Genomic DNA, 15,700 nt, shown 5'->3' on the forward strand with positions numbered 1-15,700 from the left:
GAGCCGGCCGCGCCCAAAGCAACGGCGCACGCCCTCGATTGCCGCAAAGCGGCCTTGCAAGGCTGCATGGACGTCAGCCGAGCGGCCAGGAGCCCAGAATCTGATAGGGCCTGCGGTCGATACTCTCGATCAGGAAGAACTCTCGCACTTGCCAGTGCAACGCCGGCACATCGATGGGCGGGCGCGTAATTCGATCATAGAATATGGTCACGTGTGGCCAGAATTTCTGCTTGTCAGTCTTGATCCCGGCCCGCCGTAAGGCTCCATCAAGAGAGACTGACAAGCCGTTGACTCCGGGCAAGTCCTCCCACGTCGTCAGTGAGAAAGCATGTTTCGGCGCGGCACCGAAACTCGCCCCCTGGTTGAGTTTGACTGCGAAGGAAGTCTTTTGAATCTCCTTTGCAATCGTGCGTGCCATCTCGACGGTCTGCCCGAACGGCCCATCGGGCACCGCAATTCCACGTAAGGTCACATGATATTTGCCCAAGCCACGCGGTGGCTTCATGGGGCGAAGCCGATCGTGCAGGGTTTGCGCCAATCCGTGAATCTGCGGTTCGACATCCGCATCCGGAAGGAGCGCGAAGAAATAGCGGGGCGGCCGACCGCCTTTGCGCGGCCGGAACTCTCGCCCACCGTTGAGGTCGAGAATGAGCTGCATATCTCATCATAGAACAAAACAAGAACAATACAAGCCGCAAACTGCCCAGCGAAAATCGCGGGGCTGCCAGTCGCCGCAACAGCCCTGCCCGCGCTTGAGCACCACAGACCCCGCGTCTAGGCTGCCTTCGGCAGCCGCACGGCTGCCACTTGCGCCCCCGCTTGGCGGGCGGCACGGATTCCTCTCCTGTCAGGCATCGTCATGGCTTCCTCAGACGCACTCGCCGCGGTCTTCGACCATATCGAAACCAATCGCAGCGCCTTCCTCGACCGGCTCATCGCCTATCTGCGCCACCCCAGCATCAGCGCCGAGAATATCGGGATCGCCGAGGTCGGCCTGCTGCTCGTCGACCTGCTGACCGAGATCGGCCTCGAGACCAGCCTGATCCCGACCGAGGGACACCCGGTCGTCGTCGCGCGCTGGGAAAAGGCGCCGGGCAAGCCGACCGTGCTGCTCTACGGCCATTACGACGTGCAGCCGCCGGACCCGCTCGACAAGTGGGTCTCGCCGCCCTTCGAGCCGACAATCCGCGACGGCCGACTCTATGCGCGCGGCGTCGGCGACAACAAGGGCCAGCATTTCGCCCAGATCCTCGCGATCGAATCCCATCTCAAGGTCCATGGCGAATTGCCCTGCAACGTCATCCTCGTGCTTGAGGGCGAGGAGGAGATCGGCAGCCCGAACATCGCCGGCTTCGTCCGCGCCAACCCGCATCTGCTCAAGGCCGACCTCGCCGTCACCGCCGACGGCCCGCGCCATGCCAGCGGCGCGCCCTCGATCAAGTTCGGTTCGCGCGGCGTCGTCTCCTTCGACCTGCGCTGCCGCCATGCCAGCCGCGACGTCCATTCCGGCAATTTCGGCGGCGTCGTGCCGAACCCGATCTGGACGCTGGTCCATCTCCTCGCGACGATGAAGAACCCCGAGGGCGAGATCACCATCGAGGGTCTGCATGACGCGGTCGAGCCGCCGACGGCCGAAGAGCTGGAAGCGGTCGAGCGCCTGCCGCTCAACATCGAGGCCTTCAAGAAGGGTGTGGGCCTCGCTCGCCTCGACGCGCCGGCGGATCGCCCGTTCTACGAGCGCCTCTGCTTCCGTCCGACGCTGACCATCAACGGCTTCCATGGCGGCTATGGCGGGCCGGGCACCAAGACCGTGCTGCCGAACGAGGCGCTGGTGAAATGCGATATCCGCCTCGTCGAGGCGCAGGACCCGGAGGACATCCTGCGCAAGGTCCGGGCGCACGTCGAAAAGCACGCGCCCGAAGTCGAGTTCATCTGCGAGGAAAAGGGCATGCAGCCCTCCAAGACCTCGATCGCCTCGCCCTATACCGCACCGCTGCGCCGCGCCTTCGTGGCGGCCCAGGGTGAAGAGCCCCTGCTGATCCCGGCCGGCTTCGGCAGCCTGCCGAACTACGTCTTCACCAAGATTTTGGGCATCCCGGCCTTCGTGACGCCCTACGCCAATCACGACGAGGCCAACCACGCCCCGAACGAGAACATGACGCTGGACTGCTTCTACAGCGGCCTTCGCACGGGCGCGGCGCTGCTGCACGAGCTCGGCCAGTTGGGGAAGGCGGACTGAGCGATCCTCGCCGTCATGGTCGGGCTTGTCCCGACCATCCACGTCTTCGCCGGGCGACGATCGTGTTCAAGACGTGGATGCTCGCCACAAGGGCGAGCATGACGCTCAAAAAAACAAACCGCGGGTCATCCCGGACAAGCCGCGCAGCGGCGCCGATTCGGGATCCATGCCGGAACCTTCATCGGGAGCGCTCCGGAATGGATCCCGGATCTCCGCTTCGCTCCGCCCGGGATGACGGCGTGGTTNCGGACAAGCCGCGCAGCGGCGCCGATTCGGGATCCATGCCGGAACCTTCATCGGGAGCGCTCCGGAATGGATCCCGGATCTCCGCTTCGCTCCGCCCGGGATGACGGCGTGGTTCCGATGAAAATCTGGAGGAGCTACCTGCCCTGCCAATCCGGCGTCCGCTTGCCGAGGAAGGCTTCCATGCCCTCGCGGAAGTCGGCACTGGTGTAGCAGAGCGTCACGAGGTCGTGGCCGTCGATCCCGGCGGCGGTCGCGGCGGTGAGGCGACGCATCGCTTCCTTGGTCGCCCGCATCGTCAGCGGCGCATGCCCGGCGATGGTCTCCGCCAGCTCGCGAGCCCGGCGCATCAGCGCCTCATGGTCAGGCACCAGCTCGTTATAGAGCCCGATCCGCGCCCCCTCCTCCGCCTCGACCAGCCGCGCGGTGAAGACGATGTCCTTGACCCGCGCCGGGCCGAGAATGGCGTAGAGCCGCCCGTAATTCTCCATCGACAGGCAGTTGCCGAGCGTGCGCGCGATCGGGAAACCGAAACGCGCCGTCTGCGTCGCGATGCGCAGGTCGCAGGCGAGCCCGATCGCCGCCCCACCGCCGGTGAAGGCGCCGGAAATCGCGGCCAGCGTCGGCACCGGGCAGCTCTCGATCGTGCCGATCACCGTCTCGATCCGCTCCTCATAGGCCAGCGCATCCTCGGCGCTGGAGAAGGAACGGAACTGCGCGATGTCGGTGCCCGCCGCGAAGGCCTTGTCGCCCGCCCCGGTCATGACGATGACGCGTGGATCGCCATGGGCGGCCGGGTCGCGGCAGATCTCGGCGATGCGCTCGTACATGGCGAAGGTCAGCGCGTTGCGCGCCTGGGGCCGGTTGAGCGTGATCGTGCCGACCCCGCCCTCGACCGCATACAGGATTTCGTCGTTCACGCAGGCTCTCCGTCAGATCACGCCATCGGCCCGCAAGCGCGCGAGCCCGGCTTCGTCATAACCGAGATCGGCCAGAATCTCGTCGTTATGCGCACCGGCCGCAGGCGTCGGCGTCGCGACATCGGCCGGCGTGCGCGACAGCGTCACCGGCTGGCCGATCAGGCGGATATCGCCAAGCTCGGGATGGTTCAGCGGCTTGGCGATGCCGAGATGGCGCACCTGCGGGTCCTCGAACATCTCGTCGACCGCATAGATCGGCCCGGCCGGAACGCTGTTGCGTTCCATCGCCTCCAGCCAATGGGCGCTGTCCGCCCCGGCGAAAATCTCTTCGATCAGTTCCCGCAATTCCGGCCGGCGGGCGAAGCGTTTCTCCGAGCTGTCATAGCGCACATCGGTGCCCCATTCCGGCCGTCCGATCGCCCGGCAGAAGGCGCGCCACTGCTCCTCGCCGCCAACGCCCAGATTGATCGCGCCGTCGCGCGTCCGGTAGACGCCCATCGGCGTCTGGTAGGGGTGATCGTTGCCCGATTGCGGTGGCACCGAGCCCTCGACGAGATAGCGCGCGGCTTGAAAATCCATCATCGCGATCTGGGCTTCGAGCAGCGAGGTCTGCACCCATTGCCCCCGCCCCGAGACCGCCCGCTCCTGCAGCGCGACCAGCGCGCCGACCGCGCCATAGAGGCCGGCCGAGGAATCGGCGAGCGCGATCCCGGCCCGCACCGGCCCTTGTCCCGGCAGGCCGGTCACCGACATCATCCCGCCCATGCCCTGCGCGATCTGGTCGAAGCCGGCGCGCGTCCGGTATGGGCCGGACTGGCCGAAGCCGGAGATCGAGACCAGGATCAGGCGCGGATTGCGCGCATGCAGCGTCTCGAAATCGAGCCCGAGCCGCTCCTTCACGTCCGGCCGGAAATTCTCAACGACGAGATCGGCCTCGTCGACGAGCTTCATCAGGATCGCCTTGCCCTCTTGCGTCTTGAGGTTCAGCGCCAGCGAGCGCTTGTTGCGATGCAGGTTCTGCATGTCGTAGCCGAGGCGCGGCCCGCTCATGTTCTCGTTGGGATCGAGCCCCGGCGGGCTCTCGACCTTGATCACGTCCGCCCCGAAATCGGCGAAGACGCGCACGCAGGTCGGCCCGGCACGCACCCGCGTCAAATCCAGCACCTTGAGCCCGGCAAGCGCGGTGGACGGTCTCGGCTGCGGCATCGGTCTTCGCTCCCTCTCGGAGCGAACTATCCGGTACGGCGTGCGGCGCGGTCAATGGCGCCGTGCATGCTGCATGCAGGAACAGAGCGCATGACAAAGAAAGCGCGCCCGGCTTAAGGCCGGGCGCTGCCTGGGTTTCCCTCGTTGTCGGAGCTACGCCACCGCCCGCGCCGCGTCCCGCACCGCGGCCAGCGTCGCATCGACCACCGCCGCATCATGCTCCGACGACACGAACCAGGCGCCGCGCTCCAGCACGCGCACGCCGCGCTTCAGCAGTTCATGGGCGAAGCGGCTATAGGCGGCCTTATCGGCCCGCGCGACGTCCCGGTAGTTCCGCGCCGGCGCGTCGAGCCCGAAGGCGACATGGAACATCAGCGGGAAGCCGGCGACCTGTGCCTTGATGCCCGCCTCCTTCAGGATGGTGCGGATACCGTCCTGCAAGCGCTGGCCATGGGCGGAGCTGCGCTCGTAATGCTCCGGCGTCAGCGCCTTCTGTGTCGCAACCAGCGCCGCCATCGCGACCGGCTGGGCGTTGAAGGTGCCGCCATGCAGCACGCCGTCGGCGAAGAGGTCGAGCAGGTCGGCCCGGCCCGCAATCGCCGCGACCGGGAAGCCGTTGGCGATCGCCTTCGCCATCAAGGTGAGGTCCGGCGTCACGCCGAAGCGCTCCTGCGCCCCGCCGCGTCCGAGCCGGAAGCCCGTGATGACCTCGTCGAAGATCAGGATCGCGCCATGCTTGCGGCAGGCAGCGAGCGCACCTTCCAGATAGCCCGGCGCAGGCGCGATGGCGCCCTGGTTGCACATCGCCGGCTCCATCAGCACGCCGGCGACATCGCCCTTCGCGAGCCGGGCTTCCAGCGCCGCGAGATCGTTCCAGCCGAGGATCGAGAGCCCCGCGCCCGCTTCCGGGTCCTGGCCCTTGCTACCGATCACCGGCGTCGGCGCCTCCTCCGGGCCTGCCGCGTTCAGCCCCGGCGCGGTCGACCACAGGATGTTGTCGAACCAGCCGTGATAATGCCCCTCGAACTTGACGATGGTGTGCTTGCCGGTGGCCGCACGCGCCAGTCGCATCGCGGCCTGCGCCACCTCCGAACCCGATGAGCCGAAGCGCAGCCGTTCCGCCGAGGGAATGCGCTCGCAGATCAGTTGCGCGGCTTCCGCCTCGATCGGCATCTGGCCTGCGAACAGGATGCCCTTCTCCGCCTGGCGCTTCACGGCCTCGATGACGCCAGCCGGCGTGTGGCCGAGCACGGTCGCGCCCATGCCGCAGTAATAGTCGATGATCCGGTTGCCATCGGCATCGATCAGATAGGCGCCCTCGCCGCGCTCGAAGACGAGCGGCCCTGGCTGCATGCCCAACCGAAAATTGCTGTTCACGCCGCCCGCGATGAAACGCGCATTCGCCGCGATCTGCCGGGCGGATTCGTCGAAGCGCAGAGCGCCCGCCTGCTGGCTGCCAGTGTCTGTCACTGCGTTGCCTCCTGCTGTTGCGCTCGACCAGACCAGACCGCCCGCTCCGCGTAAAGGAACAGCGGTTTCGTCTTGCGGAATTCGTTGGCCTTGGCCATGCTGGCTCTGAAGCGAGCCCGACCACCGGAGCGGCCATGCCTAAGAAAACCGACAACCCCTATGTCGTGCAGCCGGTGATGAAGGCGCTGAAGGTGCTTGAGCTGGTCGCCCGCCACGGCCACGAGATCGCGCTCACCGCCGTCAGCAAGGAGCTCAAGATTCCGAAGACGACGACCTTCCGCTATCTGCAGACGCTGACGGCAGCCGGTTTCCTCGACCACAACCGCGCTACCGACCGCTACAATCTCGGGCCGCAACTGCGATCCATCGCCCGCGCGGATGCCAGCGTCAGCAAGGTCCGCGAGCTGGCCCGCCCGGCCATGATCGAATTGATGCAGGAGTTCAACGAGACCGTGAACCTCGCGGTCAAGGGCAATGGCAGGGTCGTCTATATCGACCTGATCGAGGCCAACCGCTCGCTCAGGATGCAGGCCCGCATCGGCGAGAGTCACCCGATGCACTCGACCGCACTCGGCAAGGCGATCCTGGCCTTCCTGCCCGAGGCGGAACGGCAGCGGCAACTCGACCTGCCGCTCACCGAACGCACCGGCCGCACCCTGCTCGAGCGCGAGGAGATCGAGCGGCAGCTCCGGCAGGTCGCCCGCACCGGCTACGCCACGGAAATGGGCGAGAACGAGGACGGCGCGATGTGCGTCGGCGTGCCGATACTCGACGAGGACGGCTATCCCGTCGCGGCGCTCAGCATCTCCGCGCCCCTCATGCGGATGCCGCATTCGCTGGCGGCCAAGGTCGGGACTCGTCTGCGCGAGGTCGCAGCCGGCATCTCGACCCATCTCGGCTCGCGCCCGACCGCGGACCTGCGTTAGCGCCCTCATCGGTATTCGATCCGCGGGTCGATCCAGGCATAGAGCATGTCGACCGTGAGGTTGATCAGCATGTACGCGACCAGGATCACCAGGATGCAGCCCTGAATCAGCGGATAGTCGCGCGTGCTGATCGCCTGGATCAGCAGGCGCCCGAGCCCCGGATAGGTGAAGACAGCCTCCGTCACCACGGCCCCGCCGATGAAATTCGCCATCATCAAGCCGACGATGGTGACGAAGGGCAGCAGCGCGTTGCGCATGATGTGGAAGCCGACGATGCGGTTTTCAGGCACGCCCTTGGCCCGCGCCGTGCGGACGTAATCGGCCCGCGCCTCTCCGATCAGCGACGCCCGCAGGAACCGCGCCAGAATGCCGGAGACATAGGTGCCGAGCGTGATCGCCGGCAGCGCCAGGCTGCGCAAAGCATCGACCGGCGACTCCCAGAATGGAACGTGGCGCGAGGCCGAGGGCAGCCAGCGCAGTTCCACCGCAAACAGCAGGATCAGGAGGATGCCGAGCCAGAAGGTCGGCACGCCCAGCGCGAGCGCACTCCAGCCACTGAGCAGGCGGTCGAGCCAGGAATTCGGCTTCACGGCGCTCGCGATCGCCACCGGGATGCCGATGACGAGCGCGACGAAGATTGCCGCCAGCGCCAGTTGCAACGTTGCCGGCAAGCGCTCGCCGATCAGTTGCAGGACCGGCTGGCGGCTATGCAGCGAGAGCCCGAAATCGCCCGTAGCCGCGCGGCCCAGCCAATCCAGATATTGCACCACCATCGGCCGGTCGAGCCCGTAGCGCTGGATCGCGGCGGCGATCTCCTCCGGCCCGGCATTCTCCCCGACGATCACCGCGACCGGCCCGCCGGGCACGGCATAGATCATCGCGAAGATCGCGAAGGAGGCGAGCAGCAGCACCGGCAGCATCTGGAACAGGCGGCGCAGGACATAAGCCGTCATCGCCGCCCCCCGATGATCTCGCCGCTGGCATCGGTCTCGTCGCGGTCAAGAATCGCGGTCAGCGCCCGGCCGATCGTGTCGAGCGAGAGGATCGTCAGCGTCAGCACGATGCCAGGCAAAACCGCATAGGTCGGCGCCTCGTAGAGATAGGATTTGCCGGTGCGCAGCATCTCGCCCCAGCTCGGCGTCGGCGGGGGGACACCGACCCCGAGGAAGGCCAGAGCCGCCTCCAGCAGGATGGCGATCGAGGCCAGCACGATCGCCTGCACCACCAACGGGCTCAAGGCGTTGGGCAGGATCGTTCTGAACATGATGTAGCCGGGGCTGCCGCCGAAGCCGCGCACCGCCGTAACGAAGTCGAGCTGGCGCAGAGCCATGACCTGCGCCCGCGCGATGCGGGCGAAGCCCGGAATGCCGGCGATGCCGACCGCGATCAGCGCCGCACCCTGGCTGCGCCCGAGCACGGCGATCAGCGCCATCGCGAACAGGATGTTCGGCAGCGCCAGCAGCACGTCGATGCAGCGCATCAGCAGGGAATCGCGCCAGTCGCCATAGAAGCCGGCGGCAAGCCCGACCGGCACGCCGATGAGCGCCGCGATGACAACTGCGCCGACTGCGGTGACCAGCGAGGTCCGCGCACCATAGATGACACGGGCCAGGATATCGCGGCCAAGCTCGTCGGTGCCGAACCAGTTCTCGGCCGAGGGTGGCAGCAGCGAGGCCGCGACGCTCTGCGACAGCGGGTCGAAAGGCAGCACGGTCGCGAAAGCCGCAGCCAACGCGACCAGCACGAGGAAGCCGAGCCCCAGGGCCGCGCCACGCCGGGCTAGCAGCCGGCGCAGCAGGCCTTTCATCCGGGCCAACGTCTCCATCATAGCCGGGCGCCGCGCTCGCGCCGCCCGGCCCCGTCAAGCCGCATCATTTGAAGCCGATGGTGCGCGCGACGAAGAGGTTGTCGATATCGAGCGTCACGCCGCCGATCTTGTCGGAGGCGACGATCAGGCCGACATCGTAGGAGTTCGTGGGGATGCCGAAGGCCTCCTCGACCATGACCTTGTTGAGGTTGTCATAGGCCGCCTTGACCTCGGCCGCGCCGCCGGACGCACCATCGACCCTGGCGATCGCCGCGACATAATCGGGATGCGGATGCGGGTCCTTCAGGACCGGATTGCCCGAGGTCCTGTAGATCGAGTTGGTGGCGACGCGCGACGGGAATTTCTGGACGTTGCCGACCGCGCCGAAGGTCGCCGCGAAATCGCCGCCGAGCAGCGCGGTGACGTATTCCGCGCCCTGCCGCATGTCGAGCTCGACGGGAAGGCCGATCTTCTGCAGCGAGCCCTGCACGATCTGGCTGATCGCGACGGACGACTCGTCGCTGCCGTTGACCAGGAGCTTCCAGTTCTTGACCTCGTCGGCGGAGAGACCTGACGCGGCGATCAGCTTCTTCGCCTTCTCAAGGTCATAGGCATAGGTCGCGTTGTAGCTTTCGTCATAGGCCGGGCTCGCCGGGGCCCAGGGCAGCGCCACGACCTTGCCCATCCCGGCATAGCCGACGCGCAGGATACTCGCCCGATCCATCAGGTGGTTGAAGGCCTGCCGGAACGCCTTGTTGCGGAATGGTCCGCGGGTCGAATTGATACGGAAGACCTGCACCAACGGCCCCGGCCCGGCGAAGACCTGGAATCCGGCATTCTTGAGCCGGACAGCGCTGCGCGAGGAACCGTTATAGACGATGTCGACCGCGCCCGATTCCAGCGCCGCGCTCGCCGAGGCATCCTCGCTGAACACCGTGAAGACGAGATCCTGCACGATCGGCTGCTTGTCGCGCCAGTACTTCGGATTGGCCTTGAGCGTCAGGCTCTGACCGACGGCCCGGTTGACCAGCGTGTAGGGCCCGGTGCCGGCCGGCACGGTCTCGACCGTATCGATGCCCTTCGGGTCGATCGGCAGCAGGAACTGCAGCAGGTCGAGGATCTGGCGCTCGGGCACCGGCGCCTTGAAATTGATCGTCACCGTGGAATCGTCCGGGGCCGACCAGTCCTTGACGATCGACATCGTCGCGAAGACGTTCTTGCCGCGTTTGGGATCGGCGCCCTTCTGCAGGGTCGCCAGCACGGAATCGGCCTTGAACGGCGTGCCGCTCTGGAAGGTCACGCCGCTGCGCAGCTTCAGCGTCACAGAGGTCTTGTCAGGCGCGATCGTCCATTCCGTCGCCAGGCTCGGCTCCGGCTTCCCCTCCGGCGTGTATTCGATCAGGCTGTCATAGAGGTTCTTGATGACGTGGAAATTGACCGTCGAGAGCTGCTGCGGATCGTAATTCGCCAGCTCGCTCAGCACGGCGACGCGCAGCCTCCCGCCCTTGAGCTGCTGGGCGGAGGCTGGAAACGCTCCCGCCAGGGATGCGCCCGCCAGCGCAAGGCCGGTGATGCCGAATTGACGTCGCGACAGCTTTGTCATCGCTTTCCCCTCTTGTTGTGTTGGTTTCGTCTCAGCTTTTCCCCGCTCCCGGCTGGGACGAATGCGCCCGCCAGTCGCTTATTGTCTCCAACGGATAGACCGGGCGCGGAATCCGCTGCCACGGCAAGGTGAACACGTCCGACTGCCCCGGCCCGCGCGTATCGGCGCGAACGAGCCCGGAGGCGATGCGGTCGAAATACTGGAAATTCGAGGCGGTCTTGAGCACGGCCATCTTGTACTCGGAGAGGTCGATGCCAAAGGCCTCGTAGACATCGGGCACATTGCCCGCGACGCCGCGCAATTCCGAGATCAGCAGCGTCACCGGACCGACATCGAAGACCGCGACGCGGCCCATGTCGACCTCCGGCTGGTGGTTGAAGTTGAGCGGAATCGAGCCGCCGCCGAGCTTGCGCACGCGGCCCGTCACGGTCAGCGGCTTGAAGAAGGCGGTCGCCGCATCACCCCCCAGCGGCAGCGTCACCTCGGCGCCCTCGCCCGCCGCCGTCAGCGTCGCGACGGCATTGGGCGAGATCAGCGGGATCAGCGCCTTGCTCTTGATGCCGAGCCGCAACATCGATTCCAGCAGCAGGTTGCTGTCGCCGGCCGCGCCGCCGAAGACGGTGTCGCCGGTGTCGCTGACCACGACCATGCCGCGCTCGGCCGCGTCCGCCTTGCGCACCGCGTCATCAATCGACACCGCCTCGCGTATCTGGAAGTCGTCGCGCATCGACCAGGCGAGATCGGCGAGTTCGTCCGCAAGCTTCTCGGCCAAAGCCTGATCGCCATCGGTGACCACGATCGTCGACCAGCCGCCCTCGGCGACATCGAGCCAGGGCTGCATCGGATAGTTCGAGGCCTGCAGCACGCGCCGGTCGGCCTCGATGGCGCGGGCCCGGTCGAACCAGATCTTCATCGGCCCCTTCGAGGTCAGGAACTGCTCCTGATGCGAGAGCAGCGGAATCTTGCGCCAGGCCATGACCGGCCTGCACTTCTCGGTGAGGATGCGCAGCAGCACCTCGGTGCCGACCTTGCCGGTGTCGAACACGTCATGCGGCTGGGTGCGGTGCCCGACGATCGCGGTGCAATTGGCCATGGTCTTGTGGGTGACATTGGCGTGGTGATCGAGCCCGAGCAGGATCGGCACGTCCGGCCCCAATATCTTGCGGCAGAGCTCGGCCTGTTCGCCCTCGACATCGTCGATGCCCTCCGCCGCGCAGGCGCCGTGCAGATGCAGGACGAGCCCGTCGATCGGCCCGACCGTCTCCAGCCCGGCCCGGATCTTCGCCTGGAAGAAATCGAAAGCCTCGCGCGAAATGCGCCCGCCCGCCACGGCCCAGGCCCGGATGATCGGGATCGTCTCGATGGCGAGCCCGCTCTCCTTCACAGCCGCGTAATGACCGCCGATCTGGCCGATCTCGCCGAATTGCCGGGCGATCTCCTCGCCCTCGACGAGGCCGAAAGCCTCGAAATCGGCGAGCGTCGTCAGCAGCGGATTGAAGTCGTTCGTCTCCTGAACGATGTGGATCAGCGCCAAACGCACGGGCATCCTCCCGGATTGCAACCGCTGCTCCGGCCGATGCCGGGCGAAGCGGTTTCTCGGACTTCAGGGCATCGTTCCCGGCTGCATTTTCAGGCCGGCAGTATCGTCAAAAACGTAGTTGCCGCAGATATTTCGCGTCAAGGATTGAATGTTCCACCCGAAGGAACAGCCCATCACGCTGCCGCGCTCTGCTGCTTCGGCCAGTAGCGGCACGAGACACCATGCCCCGGCGCGACCTCGTGCCATTCGGACGTTCCGTCCCGCGCATGATCGACGCCATGGACGCAAGCACCGCCATCGCCGTCGAGGAAGCGCAGATCCGGCGGCGCGCGCCGGAGCCGCTCGCGCTGAAGTGAGGGATCAGGCACCGGCACCGCATCGAGCAGGAGCTGGGTGTAGGGATGGGCCGGGCTGTCATAGACTTGGTCCCCGCTGCCCATCTCGACGATCCGCCCACGGAACATCACCGCGACGCGATGCGCCATCTCCCTGACGATCGCGAGATCATGCGCGATGAAGAGATAGGACAGGCCGAGCTTCTCCTGCAGGGATTGCAGGAGCGCGACGATCTGCGCCTGCGTGCGCACATCGAGCGCCGAGACCGGCTCGTCGCAGACGACGAAATCGGGATTGACCGCGAGCGCCCTGGCGATGACGACCCGCTGGCGCTGCCCGCCTGAGAACTCGTGCGGATAGCGCCTGACCATCGCGGGATCGAGATTGACCAACTCCAGCAGCTCTTCGACACGCTCGCGGATGCGGTTGCCCGGCACCGAGCGATGCACCTGCAAGGGCTCGCTCAGGATCTGCCCGATCGTCATGCGCGGATGCAGGCTTGAATAGGGGTTCTGCAGCACGAACTGCATATGCCGGCGCATCCGGCGCAATTCGCCCGAACGCATCGTCGTCAGCTCCTGCCCCATCAGCTTGACCGAGCCCTCGCTCGCCTTCTGGAGCTGGAGAATGGCGCGTCCCGCCGTTGTCTTGCCCGAGCCGGACTGGCCGACGAGCCCGAGCGTCTGGCCCGGCGCGATCTCGAAGGAGAGGCGCTCCACCGCCTTGACCGGCGGCGCCCCGCGCCGCGCCGGAAACAGCACCGAGAGATCGCGGACCTGCAGCAACGGCTCCGTCATCGCGGGCCCCCCGCTCCTTGCAGGCGTGGCACCGCATCGAGCAGCGCCCGCGTATAGGCGTGCTGCGGCTCGGCAAAGACGGTGTCGACCGGCCCGGCCTCGACGATCTCGCCGCGATACATCACGTTCACCCGGTCGACCATGCCGGCGACAACGCCGAAATCATGGGTGATCAGCATCAGCGCCATGCCGCGCTCCTCCCGGAGCCGCATCAGCAGGCGCAGGATCTGCGCCTGCACGGTGACGTCGAGCGCAGTCGTCGGCTCGTCGGCGATCAGCAGGTCAGGCTCGCAGGAGATAGCGATGGCGATCAGCACGCGCTGGCGCTGCCCGCCCGAGAACTGATGCGGGAAATCGTCGATGCGCCGCGCCGGATCGGGAATGCCGACGAGTGCGAGCAGTTCGATGCTGCGCTCGCGCGCGTCCCTCACGGAGAGGCCGAGATGGCGGCGCAGCATGTCGCCCATCTGCGCACCGATGCTCATCACCGGATTCAGCGAGGTCATCGGGTCCTGGAAGACCATGGCGATGCGCCGGCCGCGCAGGTCGCGCATTTCGTCCTCGCCGAGCCCGAGCAGCTCCTGCCCCCAGAAGGCGACGGAACCGCCGAGCCCGATCGATGCCCCCTCAGGCGCGAGCCGCATCAGCGCCTTGGCGGTGACGCTCTTGCCGCAGCCTGATTCGCCGACGAAGCCGACCGCCTCGTCGGCATTGATGTCGAAGGAGATGCCGCGCACCGCCTGGATCACCTCGCGGCGCGTGGTCACGGTCGCGGTCAGGTCGCGCACCCTGAGCAGCGGGCCGGTCATCGCACGCTTCCCACGTCGAGAACCTCGCGCAAGCCATTGGCGATGATGATGAAGGTCAGCGTCGCGAAGACGATCGCCAGCGCCGGACCGACCACGGTCAGCGGGGCCAGCTCCATGAACTGGCGCGCCTCCGAAAGCATGCCGCCCCAATTCGGATCGGGCGGCGGCGGTCCGAGGCCGAGGAAGGACAGCGCCGTCACCGTGAAGATCGTCTGCGACAGCGTCAGGCTCGTCGCGACGAGGATCGGCGAGACCACGATCGGCAGGATATGGCGCAGCACGAGGCGCATCTCGCTCATGCCGACGCTGCGGGCAGCCTCGACATGGTCCCATTGCTTGACGCTGAGCACCGGCGCCCTGACCACCCGCGCCATGGCCGGCGTGTAGACGATGGCGATGGTCAGGATCAGGTTGGGAACGGTCGGCCCCAGCGCCGCCACCACCGCGATCGCCAGGAGCAGCACCGGGAAGGCGAAGACGACATCGAGCAGGCGCATGATGACCTCGTCGGTCCGCCCGCCGAGATAGCCGGCCGCCAGCCCGAGGATCAGCCCCGCCACCAGCGCGATCAGCACGGCCGAGACGGTAATGAGCAGCGTCGTGCGCCCACCCACGATCAGGCGGCTCAGCACATCGCGCCCGATCGAATCCGTGCCGAGCCAATGCGCGGCACTGGCCGGCGCAAGCGAATCCGGAGATGTGGCTGAAGGACTGTACGGCGCGACCAGCGGCGCGAAGATCGTCAGCACCAGCATTGCCGCCAGCATGGCGAGGCCGAGGCCGAGCAAGAGCCAGCCCTGTGTGATCCCCGCCCCTTTGCGCGGTGTCGCAACCGGCGCGCTGTCCTGCATCGCGCCGCTCACATCTGCACCCGTGCATCGACGCGGGCATAGGCGATGTCGATCATCGTGTTGACCAGCACGACGATACCAGCGGCGACCAGCACGATCGCCTGGATCACCGGATAATCCCGGCTGTTGATGGAATCGAACAGGTACTGCCCCATGCCGGGGATGGCGAAGATGGTCTCGACCAGAATGCTGCCGCCGAGCAACGCCGCGATCTTCAGGCCGGCGGCGGTGATCACCGGCGTCAGTGCGTTGCGCATCAGGTAGTTTCGCAGGATCGCGGCCGGGGTCAGCCCCTTGGCGCGGGCGACCATGACGAAATCCTGGTTGGCGACTTCGAGCACGGCAGCCCGCGTATTCTCCGCGATGGTCACCGAGACCGCGAGCGCCAGCGCGAAGGCCGGCAGCAGAAGGCTGGCGAGATTGCCGAGCGGGCTTTCAAGAAACGGCGTGTAGCCGAGCACCGTGATCTCGGGAAAATACAGCCCGAAGAGCAGCACGATCAGCGTCGCCACGACATAGTTCGGCACCGCCAGCATCAGTCCGTTCCAGAGCCGGACCAGCCAGTCGGTCGCGCCCCGCAGCCGCGCCGCCGCGAGCCCGGAGACGACACCCATCACCGCCGCGATGACCGCGGCAAGGAGCGTGAGCTGGACGGTCACGATGAGCCTGTTCAGCAATTCGCCGAGCACCGGCTGGCGGGTGACGAAGGACTTGCCGAAATCGCCGGTCAGCGCCGCACCCAGCCAACTCAGATATTGCGCCATCAAGGGCTGGTCGAGGCCGAGGTCGCGCCGGATCGTCGCGAGAACCTCCGGCGCCACGCTCTGTGAGCCTGCCGCCGCGATGGCGAAATCGCCGGGGATAGCCCGCATCAGCATGAAGGCGACGAAGGAGACGCCGAGCAGGATCGCGGCCATCCAGGCGAGACGCCCGAGGACGAAACGCGTCATCGG

Annotated in this window: 14 protein-coding genes; 2 read left to right on the plus strand and 12 right to left on the minus strand. The window is 66.8% G+C overall.

Annotation, left to right across the window (positions count from 1 at the left end; all coding sequences use genetic code 11):
- Window positions 1–73 precede the first annotated feature (73 nt).
- Window positions 74–658 carry a 2'-5' RNA ligase family protein gene (locus Q9235_RS23150; protein WP_306224128.1) on the minus strand — a complete coding sequence of 195 codons (585 nt, stop codon included), beginning with the start codon at window positions 656–658 and terminating at the stop codon, window positions 74–76.
- A 201-nt stretch (window positions 659–859) separates the two neighbouring features.
- On the opposite strand from Q9235_RS23150, the gene Q9235_RS23155 reads away from it, so the two are divergent.
- Window positions 860–2,239, plus strand: coding sequence for a M20/M25/M40 family metallo-hydrolase (locus tag Q9235_RS23155; RefSeq protein ID WP_306224129.1), 1,380 nt, complete (start codon window positions 860–862; stop codon window positions 2,237–2,239).
- A gap of 380 nt (window positions 2,240–2,619) precedes the next feature.
- Here the strand turns inward: Q9235_RS23155 and Q9235_RS23160 are convergent, their stop codons facing one another.
- The 3 genes from Q9235_RS23160 to Q9235_RS23170 all read right to left on the minus strand — a co-directional run bounded on the left by Q9235_RS23160 (window position 2,620) and on the right by Q9235_RS23170 (window position 6,078).
- A complete protein-coding gene (locus Q9235_RS23160; protein ID WP_306224130.1) occupies window positions 2,620–3,402 on the minus strand; it encodes an enoyl-CoA hydratase/isomerase family protein in 783 nt (260 codons plus the stop codon).
- 12 nt (window positions 3,403–3,414) lie between these two features.
- Window positions 3,415–4,608, minus strand: coding sequence for a CaiB/BaiF CoA transferase family protein (locus Q9235_RS23165; RefSeq protein WP_306224131.1), 1,194 nt, complete (start codon window positions 4,606–4,608; stop codon window positions 3,415–3,417).
- Window positions 4,609–4,761: 153 nt separating this feature from the next.
- Window positions 4,762–6,078, minus strand: a complete 1,317-nt coding sequence (locus Q9235_RS23170; RefSeq protein WP_306224132.1) for an aspartate aminotransferase family protein — start codon at window positions 6,076–6,078, stop codon at window positions 4,762–4,764.
- Window positions 6,079–6,212: 134 nt separating this feature from the next.
- Between Q9235_RS23170 and Q9235_RS23175 the strand changes: the two genes are divergently transcribed.
- Window positions 6,213–7,004, plus strand: a complete 792-nt coding sequence (locus tag Q9235_RS23175) for an IclR family transcriptional regulator (protein ID WP_306224133.1) — start codon at window positions 6,213–6,215, stop codon at window positions 7,002–7,004.
- A gap of 5 nt (window positions 7,005–7,009) precedes the next feature.
- Here the strand turns inward: Q9235_RS23175 and Q9235_RS23180 are convergent, their stop codons facing one another.
- The 8 genes from Q9235_RS23180 to Q9235_RS23215 all read right to left on the minus strand — a co-directional run bounded on the left by Q9235_RS23180 (window position 7,010) and on the right by Q9235_RS23215 (window position 15,697).
- Complete coding sequence (locus Q9235_RS23180; protein WP_306224134.1) at window positions 7,010–7,957, minus strand: ABC transporter permease; 948 nt, start codon at window positions 7,955–7,957, stop codon at window positions 7,010–7,012.
- Window positions 7,954–8,832: an ABC transporter permease gene (locus tag Q9235_RS23185; RefSeq protein ID WP_306224135.1), complete on the minus strand. Its 879-nt coding sequence runs from the start codon at window positions 8,830–8,832 to the stop codon at window positions 7,954–7,956. Before Q9235_RS23185 ends, Q9235_RS23180 begins: the two co-directional genes overlap by 4 nt.
- A gap of 43 nt (window positions 8,833–8,875) precedes the next feature.
- Window positions 8,876–10,414: an ABC transporter substrate-binding protein gene (locus tag Q9235_RS23190; protein ID WP_306224136.1), complete on the minus strand. Its 1,539-nt coding sequence runs from the start codon at window positions 10,412–10,414 to the stop codon at window positions 8,876–8,878.
- 31 nt (window positions 10,415–10,445) lie between these two features.
- Window positions 10,446–11,954: a M81 family metallopeptidase gene (locus Q9235_RS23195; RefSeq protein ID WP_306224137.1), complete on the minus strand. Its 1,509-nt coding sequence runs from the start codon at window positions 11,952–11,954 to the stop codon at window positions 10,446–10,448.
- A 173-nt stretch (window positions 11,955–12,127) separates the two neighbouring features.
- On the minus strand, window positions 12,128–13,087 hold the full coding sequence (locus tag Q9235_RS23200; RefSeq protein ID WP_306224138.1) for an ABC transporter ATP-binding protein: 960 nt from the start codon (window positions 13,085–13,087) through the stop codon (window positions 12,128–12,130).
- Window positions 13,084–13,896, minus strand: a complete 813-nt coding sequence (locus Q9235_RS23205) for an ABC transporter ATP-binding protein (protein WP_306224140.1) — start codon at window positions 13,894–13,896, stop codon at window positions 13,084–13,086. The genes Q9235_RS23200 and Q9235_RS23205 overlap by 4 nt, the downstream gene beginning before the upstream one ends.
- Window positions 13,893–14,747, minus strand: coding sequence for an ABC transporter permease (locus Q9235_RS23210; RefSeq protein ID WP_306224141.1), 855 nt, complete (start codon window positions 14,745–14,747; stop codon window positions 13,893–13,895). Before Q9235_RS23210 ends, Q9235_RS23205 begins: the two co-directional genes overlap by 4 nt.
- Before the next feature lie 8 nt (window positions 14,748–14,755).
- Window positions 14,756–15,697, minus strand: coding sequence for an ABC transporter permease (locus Q9235_RS23215; protein ID WP_306224142.1), 942 nt, complete (start codon window positions 15,695–15,697; stop codon window positions 14,756–14,758).
- Window positions 15,698–15,700: the final 3 nt, after the last annotated feature.

The organism is Bosea beijingensis, assembly GCF_030758975.1.
In the GTDB taxonomy this organism is placed as follows: Bacteria; Pseudomonadota; Alphaproteobacteria; order Rhizobiales; family Beijerinckiaceae; genus Allobosea; species Allobosea beijingensis.